The following is a 15936-nucleotide window of genomic DNA, read 5'->3' as shown; positions in this document are numbered from 1 at the left end:
CGGACTGACTTTCGGAAAGGATCATGCACAGATTCAAAGTGTTACAGCGTCCTTTGTGCGTCCGAGGACGCGCAGCGCTGTAAGCGGGAAACCCGCGAAACACCAACAGGCTTGGCGATATGGGCGATTTTTGGGTTTTTGGCTATGGCTCGCTGATGTGGCGGCCAGGTTTTGCGCATATCGAGACGCGCCGCGCTCGGCTGATGGGCTTTCGCCGCTCGCTGTGCATCCGCTCTTTTGTGCATCGTGGCACCGAGCAACGGCCGGGCCTGGTGCTCGGCCTCGACCGTGGCGGCTCCTGCGTCGGGCTCGCCTTCCGCGTGCCTGGCGACCTGCGCGACGAGGTGCTCGCCTATCTGCGCGAGCGCGAGCTTGTCACCAGCGTCTATCTCGAGCGCCAGCTGCCGATCCAACTCGATCAGGGCGAGAAGGTAGAGGCCGTCGGCTACATCGCCGACCGTAACCACCACCAATATGCCGGCAAGCTCGACGCGGCGCATGCCGCCGGGATCGTCATTGGCGCGGTCGGCCAATCCGGCCGCAACGAGGATTATGTCGCAAGCACAGTCGAGCATCTGCGTGCGCTCGGTATTCGCGACCACTGGCTGGAAGAGGTGGCGCGGCTGGTTGGCAAATGACGGCGCGCTGTCAGCAGCGAAAAATACATGCACGATTTTCGGCGGCGAGGAGGGCGGACTCGCGCTAAGGAATCGCCATGCTTTTCCAACGTCCATCCGACGATACGCTCTACGACGCCCTTCTCGCGCGCGACGCGGGTTACGACGGCTTTGCCTATGTCGGGGTGAGAACGACAGGCATCTTCTGCCAGCTTACCTGCTCAGCACGAAAGCCCAAGCGCGAGAACGTGCAATTCTTCGACACCACGGCCGAATGCCTGCATGCTGGCTTTCGCCCCTGTCAGCGCTGCCGGCCGATGATGGGCACCGGAGAACCCGAACCGCTTGTCGCAACGCTCGTCGATGCGCTTGAGCGCGAGCCGGAACGGCGATGGCTGGAAACCGACGTCACCGCCATGGGCTTCGATGCCTCGACGGTGCGGCGCGCTTTCAAGCGCCGATTCGGCATGAGTTTCCTCGAAATGGCACGGCTGCGGCGCCTCGGCCAGGCTGCCGAACGACTGACCTCCGGCGATAGCGTCATCGACACGCAGATCGATGCAGGCTTTGATTCAGGCAGCGGTTTTCGCGCCGCCATCACCCGGATGCTCGGCGAATCACCGGCCAAGCTGCGCGGCAAGACCATGCTCAAGGCGGACTGGGTCGAAACGCCGATCGGCCCGATGATTGCGATTGCCGACGCGCATGCGCTGCACATCCTCGAATTTCTGGAACGCAAGGCGTTGCCTGCCGAAGTGGCCAAGCTGCAAGCCGCTACAGGTTCGGCCATCGTCTTCGGCCGGGCAACGCCCATCGATCAGATATCAGCCGAGCTCGCCGCCTATTTCGCGGGAAAATCGTCCGGCTTCGCGACCCGGCTTGCGCCGCAGGGCTCGGCATTCGAGCGCCAGGTATGGGACGGGTTGCGGCAGATCCCTGTTGGCACAACGGCGACCTATTCAGGCCTCGCGGTCGAGATCGGCAATCCGCCTGCGGTGCGCGCGGTCGGCCGCGCCAATGGCGCCAACCCGATCGCCATCGTCATTCCCTGCCATCGGGTTGTCGGTGTCAGCGGCGACCTCACCGGTTATGGCGGTGGCCTCTGGCGCAAGCGCTGGCTGCTCGAACATGAGCGGCGGATGGCTAGCCTACGGTAACGCCCAGCTCCTTGAGCCGCTTTGCTGCGGCAGGCGGCATCGGCGGCGGGTTTTTCGACCTTGCCGCCTCGATCAGGAATTCGTCGCAGGCAGCCTCGGTCTCGGCGATCAGGCGCTTCATGAATTCGTCCTTGTCCAGGCCAGCCGGGATAGGCGGCAGGAAGCGTGCCTTGATGGTGCCGGGAAAGCGCAGGAACTTGCGTCGCGGCCAGTACAGACCAGCGACATGGGCGACCGGAACAACCGGCAGGTCGAGCGCCGAATAGAGCTCGGCGATACCCCATTTGTAGGCCGGCTCGGCACCTGGCGCGCGGCGGGTGCCTTCGGGATAGATGATCAGCTGGCGGTCGTTCTGCATTTCCTTGCGGGTCGCAACAACGACAGCCTTCAGCGCCACCGAGCGCTTGCCGCGATTGACCGGGATCATCTTCATCTTGGCGATGTACCAGCCGAAGAATGGGATCCACATCAGCTCGCGCTTGAGGATGTAGAGCGGGTCGCGCAGATAGGGAAAGAAGGCGATGGCATCCCAGAACGATTGGTGCTTGGGCGCCAGGATGAACGAGCCCTCGGGCAGGTTCTCCATGCCGGTTACTTCACTCTTGGTGCCGGCAATCTTTTCCTGCAGCCACAGGCTGGTGCGGGCCCAGAATTTCGGCACGAACCAGGCGCGATGGCGCGGCGACAGGAAATAATAGGGCGTCCACAGAATCATCTGGGCGACCAGGCTGACATAAAAGACGAAGTTGAATGCCAGCGAGCGGATATAGAGCATTGTGAGGAGCGCCTGAGGACGGATTTTGCCGTTGGTTACACCAAGCCGTCCGAAAAGGAAAACGGCGCCTAACGGCTGCTGGCGTCTTTAGGACGGAGGTGGTCCCTCGGCCTGCACCACAACCACGCCGTCCGCCGACGGCTTGACCGGCACGATGCCGCGGGCCAGCGCCAGAAGGTACTTGTTGTATTCGGTGAACAGCACGCGCAGCGCCTCTGGTTTGGTCAGCCAGCTGCCGTCGTCGAGCTTGGAGTTGACGACCGGGTAGGGCTCCAGACTGGCATGGCGCAGCAGGCGCCCCATCTCCAGCAGGCTGCGCGGCATGTGATAATTGTTGGTCACCAAAATGACGCGCTCATAGTCGTGGCCCTCGACCCATTTGGCGCTTTCCTCGGCATTGCCGATGGTGTCGAGCGCGGCGCGGTCGATGTCGACACAGCAATTGAAGAGCGCCTTGTCGCCACGGTTGGCGAGCTGCAACTGGCGCCGGGTTGCCGAAGGATGGACGCCGCTGATCAGCAGGCGCTGGCCCTTGCCGGCCTTGAGCAGGCCAAGGGCAGCGTCGATTCGCGATTGGCCACCGGTCAGAACGATGATGGCGTCGGCCTTGGCCGGATCGGTGGGTGTGGTCAAGCCGCTGACGTGAGTCGCAAAAAGGGCGAAGCCCCCCGTGAAGATAAAGGCGGCTGCGACGAGGATAAACAGTATGCGGCGCAAAAAAACCATTCTCCGGCGCGGCTTGAGCCTGGCCGGGTAGAATTTCGTTCCTGAAACCGTCCCCGATGCGGCGAGCCCGTTCTGTCCCATCACGAAACCATGGTTAAGCCGGGAATGCGGCTTTTGCAGAGCCTAATTATACACATTAGGTGACGATAAGACATCATCCGTGATTACAGCCCGTCCGGTTGATGCGTGTCGATGTCGCCGAGGTAGCTGACTACGGTGAAATGCGAGGTTGCGGCGGTCAGAGCCCCGATCACCGCGACGATCACGGCAACGCCGAGATAGCCGTTGGCACCGATGGCGAAATTGCCGAACAAAGCGGTTGCCTGGTCGGCTTCCGGCGTCGCCAGGTTGCGCGACGACCACCAGGAAAAGACGATGAAGACGATCACCGCGGCAACGCCGCCGGCGGCAGCCCCCTTCATTCCCGTCAACAGGAAGTGGCGTCGGAACTCGCTGGCGATGAAACCGGCTTCGGCGCCGACGAAATGCAGCACCTCGATGATATGGCCGTTGCCGGCCATGGCGCCACGCGTCGCAAACACCACCGACAAAACGGTCGCGGCCAGCATCAGCACCAGAACGCCTGTGCCGATGGTCACGGTGGTACGTGCCATCGCCACCAGCCGGTCGACCCATGTGCGGTGGTCGTCCAACGTTGCGGTCGGCACTTTCGGCGTAATTGCCTGGCGCATCGCGGCAAAATCGGGCGGGTTGTTTTCGTCGATGGTCACGATCACCAGACGCGGCACCGGCAGTTCGTCGATGTTGAGGCCCGAGCCGAGCCAGGGCTCGAGCAGGCGGGCGGTGGCCGCGCGGTCGACGATCTTGGTAGCGCTGACACCTGCGAACTCGCCGGCGATACGGGCGGCGGTCTCCAGCGCCGCCTCCATGTCGAGCCCCTCGGCGGGCTTGATCTGGATCGTCGCCTCACGCGAAATCTGGTTTTCCCACACCGAAGCCGTGTCGCGCACCAGCGTCACTGCTCCGAGCGTCAGGCATGACAGGAAGGTCATGATGGCGATGACCAGCACCAGCGCACGGCCGGCGACGTTCTGCGACGGCACGATCGGGGCTGTCTTGCGCTGTGCCCGTGGCGGTGACTGCTGCAGCGGCGCATCTTCGAATTCGTCTTCGAACTCTTCGTCGTGAGCACGGTTGTCGGCGGGGGCTTCAGTCATAGATGTCGAGCCTTCCGCCGGCGAGAATCATGCGCCGGGCGTCGACCTGGTCCATCAGCCCGAGGTCGTGGGTGGCGATGACCACGGCGGTGCCGAGCCGGTTGAGCTCGATGAACAAACGCAGCAGGCGCCGCGCCAGCGGCGGATCGACGTTGCCGGTCGGCTCGTCGGCCAAAAGGATCTCGGGTTGTTCGATCAGCGCGCGGGCAATCGCGGCGCGCTGCTTTTCGCCGCCTGACAAGACAGGCGGCAGCACATGCATGCGCTCGCCCAGCCCGACCCATTTCAGCAGTTCGGTGACATCGGTGCGGTAGCTCGCTTCCTCGCGGCCACGCACGCGCAGCGGCAGCGACACGTTCTCGTAGGTGGTCATGTGGTCGAGCAGGCGAAAATCCTGGAACACCACGCCGATGCGCCGACGCATCAAAGGCAGCTCGGCGCGGGTAATGCGCGAGCGGTCCTTGCCAAAAACGCTGATCAGCCCACGCGTCGGCTTGAGCGACAGGAACAGCAGACGCAGCAAGGTGGTCTTGCCCGCGCCGGAAGGTCCGCTCAGGAACTGGAACGAGCGCTCGGGAATGTGGAAGGAGATATCACGCAGGATCTCCGGTCCCATCCCGTATCTGAGGCCGACATTCTCGAAGCGGATCACGTGCTGCAGACCTTGAACTTGCGAATCCACGGAGATTCATCGGGACCCTGGCTGCCCGTTTCTACGAAACGACCATGGGTCCGCATGGTTAACGGACGGTTAAGTTTCCGTCCGGGCTGGGGCTCGAAGGCCCCGAGGTGGCGAAGCATTAACCATTTCCGTTTACCCCCTCTCAGCAAAATGTCGAAGGGGTCTGATGGCTGAGGAGCGGAAAGCACGCCCGGTTTCCGGCGAAATCATGACCGCGGAAGGCCGCGACACATTCGCCCAGCCGTCGCGCGTCGATCCGACCGACATTATCGATGCCGATTTCGAGGTCGTGACGCCGTCGCATCGCCCTAACGAATCATCTGCCGACCAGCCCGTTTTTGCCAACCAGGCGGCGCGTGTGGGCGGGATGGAGATGCTGCGGTCCGCTCACAAGCCTCCGGATGTGAGCCCTAGGCATAGCGGGCCGGTCTTCTGGATAGCCGGTATCTCCTTGGCGGCAATGGCATTCTGGGTCTCTGGCGGGCATGCCGTCGTGCGTGCGGCAGCGTTTCCGATTTCCTGGCAATCGCCGTCACTGCGCATCGGCGAGGTCAATTCTCGCATCGACAGCTCTGGCCGCAAGCCGGTGCTGCTTGTCGATGGTGCAGCCTTCAACGACGGCAAAAGCCCCGCATCCTTGCCGCCGATCGACATCGCAGTGGCCGGAAATGACGGCAAGATCCTGCGCTACAGGCTGGGGACAGGGGCCATTGCGGTGGCTCCCGGCGCAAGATGGGCCTTTTCGAGCCGGCTCGACGTGCCTATGAACGGGATAAAGACCGTCACGGTCGCTTTCTCGGAATAGGATGCTGTCATGCCAGTTGTGCGCGACAAGGAAATCGAAGTGCTGTTCTCCGCCTCGGCGATCGCACGGCGCAATCTCGAACTCGCCAAGGACATCGCGGCGCACGACTACACCGACCTTCTGGTCATCTCGGTGCTCAAGGGCTCGTTCATCTTCGCCGCCGACCTGATCCGCGCGATGCACGACGTCGGCCTGTCGCCGGAAGTCGAGTTCATTTTCATCTCCAGCTACGGCGCCGGCACCACCAGCGGCGAGGTCCGTGTTCTGCGCGACATCGACAACGAGGTCGCCGGCCGCGACGTGCTGTTGATCGACGACATTCTCGAATCGGGCAAGACGCTGAAGTTCACACGCGAACTGATGATGTCGCGCGGCGCCAAGAGCTGCTCGATCGCCGTGCTGCTCGACAAGCGCATGCGCCGCAAGACCGATCTTGATGCCGACTATGTCGGTTTTGATTGCCCGGACTATTTCGTCGTCGGCTACGGCATGGACGTGGCGCACGCCTTCCGCGAGCTGCCTTTTGTCGGCGTGGTCAAAGGCGAAGACTGACCTAGAGCGCCGTGCGTCCAATTGGACGCACGGCGCTCTAAGTATTTGAATCTACGCATCGTGCTTTCCGAAAATCGATCCCGATTTTCGGGCCGATGCTGTAGCGACAGGCATAAACTTTCCCGGCCTTCAGAAATCGTCAACGAGTCGCGGCAAATATCGCCGTCATGGCAAAACTTCTGATCGTTGAGGACGACGAGTCCGTCCGCACTCTCGCAGCCCGCGCGCTCGAACGCGCTGGCCATAATGTCGATGTCGCCTGCGACGGTGCGCAGGGGCTCGACTGCATCCATGCCGAACTCGGCATTTACGATCTTGTGGTCTCCGACATCCGCATGCCGGAGATGGACGGCATCGAGATGGCGCAGCTGGCCGCCCGTTCCTATCCTGGCCTGCCGATCCTTTTGATGACCGGCTATGCCGACCAGCGCGAGCGCGCCGAAGAACTCGACGCCATCATCATCGATGTCGTGCAAAAGCCTTTCACGCTTGCCGATATCCGCGACCGCGTTTCGCTGGCGCTTGCGCGGACGAATCAGTCGGTAGCGCTCGCCGGCGCTGCCTGAGTCGCACCTCCGCCGGCATTCAGTGCGAAGATGCCGGCGCCGACGATCAAAAGCGCCCCGATCACAGTGCCGCTGCCGGGAATCTCGGCGAAGAACAAGAAGCCCCACAGCGGTGCCCACAACAGGCCGGTATATTCGAACGTCGCCGCCTTGTTGGCTGGCGTGAGCCTGTAGGCCTGTCCGAGCAGCACCATGCCGACCGCGGCAATGATCCCGCAGGCGCCCATCATCAGGAAGTCGCGCAGGCTCGGCCAGAGCCATGGGCGCATCAGGAAATCGAGACTTGGGTGGCCGGTCTTGTGGAAGCCGGTGGCCGAGAAGATCGCTGTAATCACCAGCGCGCCGATGAGATAGGCGGCGTTCTGGTAGAAGGCCATGGTGGTGGCGCTTTCGGTGACGCCGATCTTGCGCGCCATCAATTGCGAGAATCCGTAGAGGAACGCCGAGATCAGCGACAGCAGTGCCGCCCATTCGAAAACGCCCGAGCCCGGATTGACCATGACGATGACGCCGAGCAGGCCGACAGCGCCCGCGGCAAGGCTCTGCCACGGCACCCGTTCGCCGAGATAGGGGCCGGCCATCGTCATGATCAGCAAAGGTGCGAGGAAAAACAGTGCTGCCGCGTCGGCGATCGGCAGGGCCGGTATCGCCAGATAGTAGGCACAGTAGGAAATGAACAAGATCGATGAGCGCGTGGCGAGGAAACGCCAGTTGGGCGAGGCGAGTGCCGCCAGGCCGACATCGCGATGGACCATCAAAAGCAGGATGGGCAGTGCCACCACGGCGCGGATCAGCAGCGCTTCGCTCACTGGATAAGTGCCGGCAACGGCCTTAATCAGCGCGTCCTGGATCGAAAACACCAGCACGCCCAGGCAAAGGCACAGGATGCCGAGAAGCGTTCTATTCTGCATGAGGTCTGCGTGGCCTGTCGTATGAGGTCGTCTTGTTTATCTATCTTGTGGCGGGCAGTGGCGAGAGCGCTTGCCGGCGCCTCCTGTTGGGCCAGCGGTCTACCGCGCCGCGCGTGCATGGCCAAAAAAATACCCGCCGTGAAAGTCGCGGCGGGTGAAAGTGAGGACGGTACTTACCAGTCCGTAGCCGCATCTAACGGCCACCTTCCAATGGGTAACCGAACTATTCATCGGCTTTTGACGCGATGCAAGCGAATTGAAATCATGGCAGTCATACAACTGCCGCGGCTGACCGAGGCGGGGGGCTTGGCCAGATTGATGCAACAAGCGTGGTGTTCCATCTCCAAGCGCCAAAAGCCAAGCCGTCGAGGTCGTGGCCAATCTGCGATATTCTCTGTCAGCGCTACTGATCGCTGGCCCAATCGAATATCTTGCCATTGCTCCTGACAAAGGGCTGTCAGGAAGGCCGTGCTAGGAACGAAAGGTCAAAAGAGGAGAGAAAACGATGATCACCTTCTACCATGCTCCCTGGTCGCGTTCGTCGACGATCCTGTGGCTGCTGGAGGAGCTCGGCGTGCCCTACCAGATCGAGAAGGTGAACATTCGCGCGCCGGGCGGCGTGCCCGAGGACTACCGTTCGATCCAGCCCAACAAGAAGGTGCCGGCGATCATCCATGACGGCGTGGTGGTCACCGAGCGCGCTGCGATCTGCAACTATCTCTGCGATGCCTTCCCGGAGGCCGGCCTCGCGCCTGCCATAAGCGACAGGACGCGAGGACCGTATCTCACCTGGCTCGCTTATGCCGATGGGGTGTTCGATCCGGTTCTGGCCGCCAAGGCGCACGGTCACGAATTCATGGGTGGCGGCTATTCCTACGGGTCGTTTGCAGAAATGGTCGCCAATCTCGAACGCACGTTGTCGTCACGGCCCTACATCGCCGGCGACCGTTTTACGGCGGCTGACACGCAGATCGGCGGCGGTATCAACTATGGTATCCGCGTGATGAAAGTCCTGCCTGAAAAGCCGGTATTTCTGGAGTATTTCGACAGGCTTGCCGCAAGGCCCGCCTTCCAGCGCTCCAGCCAAAGGGACTTCGAACTGGCGCGTGAGGCCGGCATGGCCGGAGCGGTGTGAGGGCAACGAACGGGCGCACTGCCCCTGACGCCTACTTCAGCTCGAGCAGCCGCTCCAGATAGCTGCGCTCCAGTTCGGGGCTGAGCGCGTTGCCGAGGCGCTTGCGGATCGCCTCGAGGATCTGGCGGGCGCGCTGTACGTCGATCTCGTCGGGCACCTTCACTGATTCGCCAGTGTCAGGACCTGAGGTGGCGCTCGGTCGGCCAAGCGGATCACGGCCAGCATTCCTTTGGCGCCCGCCTTCGCCGGTAGTCCCCTGGTCGCCCTGCATGGCCTGCATCTGCTGCATCATGTCCTGGGCGCCCTTGCGCAGCGCTTCCAGTGCCCGGCCCTGATGGCCGACAGCGCGGTCTCCTTCGCCCTTGCCGAGCGCGCCTTCGGCCTGCTTCATCGATTGGCCCGCCTCGCCAAAACCCTGTCCTGGCTTGATGCCCAGCCCCTCAAGGCCCTTCATCAGCGCTTCGAGGTCCTTTTCGAGCTGACCCTGGCCCTCCTGCAACTGCTTGAGCGCGTCGGCGAATTCCTGCGGGGTCATCGGCTTGCCCTGCTGGCCCTGGCCCTGCTGGTCTTGCCCCTGCTGCCCCGAGGGGTCTTGCTGGCCGGGGTCGCGATTGTCGCCGAACGGATCGGATTGCTGGTCGCCGGGCTGCTGCCCACGCTGCATCTGATCCATGCGGAAGGTCTCGTTCATCGTCTCCTGCTGGCGCCGCATGAGTTCGCCCAGCTTGTCCATCTGCTGGCGCATCTCGGAATTCTGCTCGCCCTGTTGGCCATTCTGCTGCCGGCCGGCCTGCAGATTGTTCATCATGTCCTGAAGCTGGGACAGCAGCTCCTTGGCCTGGTCGCGGTTGCCCGACTTGGCCAGGTTCTCGATCTGGTCGAGCATGCGCTGCAGGTCGCTCTGGCGCAGCTCCTGGGATTGCTGCGATTGCGCCGACTTCTGGTTCTGCTGGGCGCGTTGGGCGAACTCGCGCAGGAAGGAGTCCATGGCCGAGCGCAGTTCGGCCATCAGCTTGTCGATCTCTTCGTCGCTGGCGCCCCGCTCAAGCGCGTCCTGCAGGGCCTGCTGGGCCTGGCGCAGGCGCTTTTCCGCGGCCGACAGATTGCCGTCCTCGATGCCGAGCGCGACCTGCCAGAGATAGCTGACCACCTCGCGCAGCTGGTCGTCGGAACCGGCCATCTTGAGCCGGGTTCGGGCGCTCATCAGCGCGAGATAATGCGAAAGATTGTCGATCGTGTCTTCCGGGCGCAACGTGATCGCATCCATCAGATCGAGCACGCGCGGCTTGGCGTTGGCATCGAGCGCCAACAGGCGACGCTGTTCGATCACCGCCCGCGCAAGCGGGTTGGTGAACGGCTTTTCAGGCAGGATGAACGTCTTGGTCTCGCTTTTGGCTTCCTGGCCGGCATCGTCGACCGCCTGCAGCGTCAGCTTCACCGGCGTGCCGGCCCAGACATGTTCGGTCAGGTCGCGCGTCGCCTTGACCGGCTTCTTGGCCGCACCGCGACGGGGCAGGGCCAGCGGCATTTCGGGCGCGCTATAAAGCGGGCGTGCGGTCGGCGACTGTGCTTCATCAAGGGCGAACTCGGCCTTGGCCGATGCCGCGCCATAGTCGTCCTCGATATTGTAGGTCAGTTCCAGAGTGCCGTTGACGGCGCGCTTGGGCTCGCCGGCGAAGCTGATCGTCGGCGGGTTGTCTGGAATGACGGTAAAGCCCCAGCTGTCGAGCTCGTCGCCGCCAGATTTGAGTGTCAACTTGCCTTCGGCGACCAGCTTGTCGGTAAACTGGCTGACGGTGGCGACCGGACCGGTTGCGACGGGCTTGGCTGCATCGGCGTTCTGGCCCATCGGGGCGATGTCGCGCAAGGTGCCATTTGCATCGGTGAACGCAAGTGTTTCATCGCCGGAGCCGCCGGTCACGCGTAGTGACAACTCGCTGCCCTTTGGCACGTTGATGACCGGCATCTCATCGTTGGCACCGGTGGTCAGGAAGATCGGCGCCTTGCCGGTATATGTCGGTGGCGTCACCCAGGCGTCGATGCGCGGGGCAACAGCGTCGCGTGCCGCATGCACTCTGAACGCGTCGCCGAGACGGCCCCCCATCGGGCCAAATGAAAAGGCAAAGGCGCAGACAAATAGCAGTGCCGCTGCCGCACGCAGCGCCCAGGGGTCGCGTTCAGGCACACGGGTCTGCGGCAGGTCGCCGCCAAGCGTGCTGAGCCGCTCGGCCATGCGCTTTTGGTGTTCGCGCCACAGCGCGTCGGCAAAATGGTCAGGTTTGCCCGAGGGCCGGTCGCTCTGGACCTGAACCGGCGTGTGCAGCAGGTCGTTGGCGCGTTCGACGCGGCTGTCGATCTCGGTCCATGAAGGCAGGCTAAAGAAGCGAAGCGGATAAAGCGACGCCAGCCCGGCGAACGCGAAGGCAACAGTCAGCGCCAGCCGCGCCATGTCGGGCATCACCCGGAACAGGCCGAGCCATGACAAGGAGACAAACAGGCTTGCGACAACGATCAGCGGCAGCACCAGCGGCCAGCCGCGCTCGACGATCATGGTCGCGCCGATGGCAAGGCGCGTCCTGCCCAAAGAGGCGTTGATGTCGCGATGCAGCTCTGATCTGGTCCGTTCCGTCATCGGCCCTTCCGCTTGGGTGGCGCGGGATGCGGCCCACTTGCCTATGGCAGAATACCATCAATCACGGCGAAGGCGAGGCGGCCAACGCAATCGTGAAGCGCAGTAACAGTGCTGTACATCCTGGTGGATGCGCAAGGAACGCTGGATCTGCGTGTTCTCAGGCCAGCCAGTCCGGCACGGAGTCGAGCCCGATCAGCTCCTCATAGGTCTGGCGCTTGCGCACGACATGGAAGCGGTCGCCGTCGACAAGCACTTCAGGCACCAGCAAACGGGTGTTGTAGGTGCCCGCCTGGACCGCGCCATAGGCACCAGCGGTGCTGACTGCGATCAGGTCGCCCGACTTGAGCTTAGGCAAGTCGCGGTCGAGGCCGAGATAATCGCCGGTCTCGCAGACCGGGCCGACGATATCGACCATCATGCGCGGCGCATTGGCGGGGGGCTGCACCACCGGGCGGATGTCGTGGAAGGCATCGTACAGCGTCGGGCGGATCAGGTCGTTCATCGCCGCATCGACGATCAGGAAGTTCTTGGCGTCGCCTTCCTTGACGAAGATCACTTCGGATACCAGCACGCCGGCATTGCCGACGATCAGCCGGCCCGGCTCGAACATCACCTTGAGCCCGAGCTTGCCGACATGCTTGTGCACGATAGCGGCATAGGCATCGGGCAAAGGGGGAGGCGAATTGTCGGTCTTGTAGGGAATGCCGAGCCCGCCGCCGAGGTCGACATGCTCGATGGCATGGCCGTCGGCCTTGAGCGTGGCGACCAGCTCCACCAACAGCGCAAAGGCGTCGTCGAAAGGCTGTAGTTCGGTGATCTGGCTGCCGATATGCATGTCGATGCCGGCAACCTTGAGGCCGGGCAGGGCGGCTGCGCGGGCATAGACTTCGCGCGCGCGCTGGCGGGGAATGCCGAACTTGTTTTCCGCGAGACCCGTCGAGATCTTCTTGTGCGTCTTGGCGTCGACATCGGGGTTGATGCGCAGCGACACCGGGGCCGTCTTGCCGTTGGCGACAGCCCGGGCCGAAAGCAGCTCAAGCTCGGGTTCGGATTCGACGTTGAAGCACAAGATGCCGGCCTGTAGCGCGAAGTCCATTTCGCGCGCCGTCTTGCCGACGCCGGAGAACAGGATCTTCTTCGCCGGAATGCCGGCGGCAAGCGCGCGCCGCATCTCGCCTTCCGACACCACGTCAGCGCCGGCGCCAAGCCTGGCCAGCGTCTTCAGCACGGCCTGGTTGGAATTCGCCTTCATGGCGTAGCAGACCAGCGCGTCGAGATCGGCGAAGGCCTTGGAAAAGACGTTGAAATGGCGCGTCAGGGTCGCGGTCGAATAGCAGTAGAACGGTGTGCCGACCGCTTGCGCAATGTCGGTCAGCGCCACGTCTTCGGCGTGCAGGACGCCGTCACGATAGTCGAAATGGTTCACGGCAACAGGCTTTCGAAAATGAGCGGCCGCTCAGAGCAGTGGGTCGAGGATGAAAGGCTTGTCCGCGACCGGTTTCTGCGGCTCGGGGCCGACAGGCTGGCCGGCCTTTTGCGCATCCTTTTGGGCTTGCACGGCGGCCTCATAAGGCGTGTCGAGACCGGCTTTGCGCCCACAGGCCGAAACCAGGCCGACCGCAGCGATTAGCCCGAGCGTCATCACAATCTTGCCAGCGGTCATCGATCCATCCGTCCGAGAATTTTTCCCCGCCGCTTGTAGCGGAGATTTTTGGTCATTGCACCCCGGCTCGATCAAGCTTTCGCGAGACGTTTTTTCCAATAGCGGATCTGTTTCTTCACCTCGGCAGGTGCCGTGCCGCCAAAGGAGGTGCGGCTCTTCACCGAGTTCTGAACCGACAGCACCGAAAAGATGTCCGCGGTGATGCCGGGATGGATCGATTGCAGGTCTTCGAGCGCGAGTTTTTCCAGTCCGAGCTTCTTTTGTTCGGCCAATGCCACGGCGCGGCCGGTGACATGGTGCGCCTCACGGAAGGGCAGGCCGAGCGTCCGCACCAGCCAGTCGGCGAGGTCGGTCGCCGTCGAATAGCCCGAGCCCGCGGCCTTCTTCATCGCCTGGTCGTTGATCGTCATGTCGGCGACCATGCCCGACATCGCAGCCAGCATCAGGTCGAGCGTCTCGGCGGCGTCGAACACCGCTTCCTTGTCTTCCTGCATGTCCTTGGAATAGGTCAGCGGCAGGCCCTTCATGACGGTCAAGAGGCCGATCAGATGGCCGTTGACGCGGCCGGTCTTGGCGCGCACCAACTCGGCGGCGTCGGGGTTCTTCTTCTGCGGCATGATCGACGAGCCGGTCGAATAGCCGTCCGACAGGCGCACGAAGCCGAATTGCGGCGTCGACCAGATGACGATCTCTTCGGCCAGCCGCGACAGATGCGTGGCGCAGATGGCGGCGATCGACAGGAATTCGAGCGCGTAGTCGCGGTCCGACACGGAGTCGAGCGAGTTGCGGGTCGGCTCGCGGAAGCCGAGTGCTGTTGCTGTCTTGTGCCTGTCGATGGGGAAGCCCGTGCCGGCGAGGGCCGCCGCACCCAGCGGGCTCTCGTCCATGCGCTCGATGGCGTCGCGGACGCGGGAAAGGTCGCGGGCAAACATCTCGACATAGGCCATGCAGTGATGGCCAAAGGTGACCGGCTGCGCCGTTTGCAGATGGGTGAAGCCCGGCATGACGGTCGCGGCATGCTGCTCGGCGCGTTCAAGGAAGGCAGCGATCAGCCCCTTCAGCGCTTCGGCGACGCGGTGGAACTCGTCCTTGACCCAGAGCCGGAAGTCGACCGCCACCTGGTCGTTGCGCGAGCGTGCGGTGTGAAGGCGTCCCGCTGCCGGGCCGATCAGCTCGGCCAGGCGCGACTCGATGTTCATGTGGATGTCTTCAAGACGGGTCGAGAAGGCAAACTTGCCGTCTTCGATTTCTCGCAGGATCGTGTTCAGCCCGTGAGCGATTTTCTGTTGATCCTGAGAAGAAATAATGCCCGTTTCCGCCAGCATTTCAGAATGGGCAACGGAACCCCGGATGTCTTGGGCGTAGAGCTTCTTGTCGAAGCCGATCGAGGCGTTGATCGCCTCCATGATCGCGGCCGGGCCCGAGGCAAAACGTCCGCCCCACATCTGGTTGCTGGCCTTCTTGTCGCTCATCGTGATACCCGGGCTCCGGAGAAAATTGGTTAGATGTCGGACCGCAAAAAAATGTTTCCAGCCCCACGCCATATCCTGCTTGCCGCCGTTGCGGGCGTGATCGCCGGCGCGGTCGCGGTATATGTCAGCACCACCCTTCCTGGCAACAAGACGCCGTCACCGACAGTGGCAGCCGACACGAGCGTGCAAGCCAGCGCCGACGACAAGCTTTGTGCGGCCAAGGCCGATACCGCCAAGGCGATTGGCGCTGCGGCCACCGGCCATGTGGCAGCGATGCTGCCCGCGGATCCGCCGCAGTCGCTCAAGACGCTTGCCTTCAACGACCCCCAGGGCAAGCCGATGACGGTCGCCGACCATGCCGGCCGCACGCTTCTGGTCAATCTGTGGGCGACATGGTGCGCGCCGTGCCGCGCTGAAATGCCGGCACTCGATGCGCTGGAGCGCGAGATGGGCGGCGAGAATTTCGAGGTCGTGGCCATCAATGTCGACACCGGCGATGATACCAAGCCCAAGAAGTTCCTCGAAGAAATCAATGTCTCTTCGCTGGGCTACTACCGCGACAACACGCTTGGGGTTTTCAACGATCTCAAGAAGCGCGGTCTGGCGCTCGGCCTGCCGGTCACGCTGTTGATCGACGGCGAAGGCTGCCTGCTCGCGAACATGAACGGCCCCGCGGAATGGGCGAGCCCCGACGCCAAGAAGCTGATCGAGGCCGCACTCGCCAAATAAAGCGAGGTGTGTCCACACACGCTCGTTTTTGCGAGATGCAATTTTAGATTGAACAAGCGACCCGAAGCCTTTCGCCCATTCCAGGCGCGAAAGGCTTTTCGCTGCATGCCCCAAGTGATTTCAGCCTTTTGTTAGCCGGCATTGCTGGTTGTTCAGATGAGTCTAATTGTCGGCAAATCGCTTTCGTTATTTGCAAAAGCGAAAATCGATCTTCCGGTTGCATAGCAAGTGAAAACGAAGCGCGCCAAATGCGACCTTCATACGATCACTACAAAACTGTTGTAGCGCTGTCATATTCCGACAATACTGCTCCTCGCGGAACTAAACATTTCGCCA

General features: G+C 62.7%; 16 protein-coding genes. 7 read left to right on the top strand and 9 right to left on the bottom strand.

Going from position 1 to position 15936, the window contains the following annotated elements:
* The first annotated feature begins 119 nt into the window (after positions 1 to 119).
* Both AC1DLV_RS09625 and AC1DLV_RS09620 read left to right on the top strand, forming a co-directional pair.
* Complete coding sequence (locus tag AC1DLV_RS09625; RefSeq protein ID WP_476799321.1) at positions 120 to 638, top strand: gamma-glutamylcyclotransferase; 519 nt, start codon at positions 120 to 122, stop codon at positions 636 to 638.
* A gap of 77 nt (positions 639 to 715) precedes the next feature.
* Complete coding sequence (locus AC1DLV_RS09620; RefSeq protein WP_476799320.1) at positions 716 to 1774, top strand: bifunctional transcriptional activator/DNA repair enzyme AdaA; 1059 nt, start codon at positions 716 to 718, stop codon at positions 1772 to 1774.
* Here the strand turns inward: AC1DLV_RS09620 and AC1DLV_RS09615 are convergent.
* The 4 genes from AC1DLV_RS09615 to ftsE all read right to left on the bottom strand — a co-directional run bounded on the left by AC1DLV_RS09615 (position 1761) and on the right by ftsE (position 5105).
* Positions 1761 to 2549 (bottom strand): lysophospholipid acyltransferase family protein, encoded by a 789-nt coding sequence (locus AC1DLV_RS09615; RefSeq protein WP_476799319.1) that lies wholly within the window; start codon positions 2547 to 2549, stop codon positions 1761 to 1763. The genes AC1DLV_RS09620 and AC1DLV_RS09615 overlap by 14 nt on opposite strands.
* 87 nt (positions 2550 to 2636) lie before the next feature.
* Positions 2637 to 3275: a YdcF family protein gene (locus AC1DLV_RS09610; RefSeq protein WP_476799318.1), complete on the bottom strand. Its 639-nt coding sequence runs from the start codon at positions 3273 to 3275 to the stop codon at positions 2637 to 2639.
* A gap of 164 nt (positions 3276 to 3439) precedes the next feature.
* Entirely contained in the window at positions 3440 to 4453 is a 1014-nt protein-coding gene (locus tag AC1DLV_RS09605) for a cell division protein FtsX (RefSeq protein ID WP_476799317.1), read from the bottom strand.
* Positions 4446 to 5105: a cell division ATP-binding protein FtsE gene (gene ftsE / locus AC1DLV_RS09600; protein ID WP_476782113.1), complete on the bottom strand. Its 660-nt coding sequence runs from the start codon at positions 5103 to 5105 to the stop codon at positions 4446 to 4448. The genes AC1DLV_RS09605 and ftsE overlap by 8 nt, the downstream gene beginning before the upstream one ends.
* A gap of 196 nt (positions 5106 to 5301) precedes the next feature.
* On the opposite strand from ftsE, the gene AC1DLV_RS09595 reads away from it, so the two are divergent.
* The 3 genes from AC1DLV_RS09595 to AC1DLV_RS09585 all read left to right on the top strand — a co-directional run bounded on the left by AC1DLV_RS09595 (position 5302) and on the right by AC1DLV_RS09585 (position 7058).
* Positions 5302 to 5940 carry a hypothetical protein gene (locus AC1DLV_RS09595; RefSeq protein WP_476799316.1) on the top strand — a complete coding sequence of 213 codons (639 nt, stop codon included), beginning with the start codon at positions 5302 to 5304 and terminating at the stop codon, positions 5938 to 5940.
* 9 nt (positions 5941 to 5949) lie between these two features.
* Complete coding sequence (hpt, locus tag AC1DLV_RS09590) at positions 5950 to 6492, top strand: hypoxanthine phosphoribosyltransferase (RefSeq protein WP_476782106.1); 543 nt, start codon at positions 5950 to 5952, stop codon at positions 6490 to 6492.
* 167 nt (positions 6493 to 6659) lie between these two features.
* Positions 6660 to 7058 carry a response regulator gene (locus AC1DLV_RS09585; RefSeq protein ID WP_476799315.1) on the top strand — a complete coding sequence of 133 codons (399 nt, stop codon included), beginning with the start codon at positions 6660 to 6662 and terminating at the stop codon, positions 7056 to 7058.
* Here AC1DLV_RS09585 and AC1DLV_RS09580 read toward each other — a convergent pair.
* Positions 7028 to 7969, bottom strand: coding sequence for a DMT family transporter (locus tag AC1DLV_RS09580; RefSeq protein WP_476799314.1), 942 nt, complete (start codon positions 7967 to 7969; stop codon positions 7028 to 7030). The genes AC1DLV_RS09585 and AC1DLV_RS09580 overlap by 31 nt on opposite strands.
* 505 nt (positions 7970 to 8474) lie before the next feature.
* Between AC1DLV_RS09580 and AC1DLV_RS09575 the strand changes: the two genes are divergently transcribed.
* Positions 8475 to 9104 (top strand): glutathione S-transferase family protein, encoded by a 630-nt coding sequence (locus tag AC1DLV_RS09575; protein WP_476799313.1) that lies wholly within the window; start codon positions 8475 to 8477, stop codon positions 9102 to 9104.
* Positions 9105 to 9135: 31 nt separating this feature from the next.
* On the opposite strand, the gene AC1DLV_RS09570 is transcribed toward AC1DLV_RS09575, so the two are convergent.
* From AC1DLV_RS09570 to argH, 4 genes are all read right to left on the bottom strand, one after another.
* Positions 9136 to 11736 carry a TIGR02302 family protein gene (locus AC1DLV_RS09570; protein ID WP_476799312.1) on the bottom strand — a complete coding sequence of 867 codons (2601 nt, stop codon included), beginning with the start codon at positions 11734 to 11736 and terminating at the stop codon, positions 9136 to 9138.
* A 157-nt stretch (positions 11737 to 11893) separates the two neighbouring features.
* Positions 11894 to 13162, bottom strand: a complete 1269-nt coding sequence (gene lysA / locus AC1DLV_RS09565; protein WP_476785225.1) for a diaminopimelate decarboxylase — start codon at positions 13160 to 13162, stop codon at positions 11894 to 11896.
* Between the two features lie 30 nt (positions 13163 to 13192).
* Positions 13193 to 13399, bottom strand: a complete 207-nt coding sequence (locus AC1DLV_RS09560; protein ID WP_476799311.1) for a hypothetical protein — start codon at positions 13397 to 13399, stop codon at positions 13193 to 13195.
* 71 nt (positions 13400 to 13470) lie between these two features.
* Complete coding sequence (argH, locus tag AC1DLV_RS09555) at positions 13471 to 14871, bottom strand: argininosuccinate lyase (protein ID WP_476799310.1); 1401 nt, start codon at positions 14869 to 14871, stop codon at positions 13471 to 13473.
* A gap of 33 nt (positions 14872 to 14904) precedes the next feature.
* Here argH and tlpA point away from each other — a divergent pair, with 33 nt between their 5' ends.
* Complete coding sequence (tlpA, locus tag AC1DLV_RS09550) at positions 14905 to 15600, top strand: thiol:disulfide interchange protein TlpA (protein ID WP_476799309.1); 696 nt, start codon at positions 14905 to 14907, stop codon at positions 15598 to 15600.
* The last annotated feature ends 336 nt before the right edge of the window (positions 15601 to 15936 follow it).

The sequence above is a fragment of the Aminobacter sp. 01T433 genome (assembly GCF_056398585.1).
This window is presented reverse-complemented; position numbering and strand designations above follow the sequence as displayed.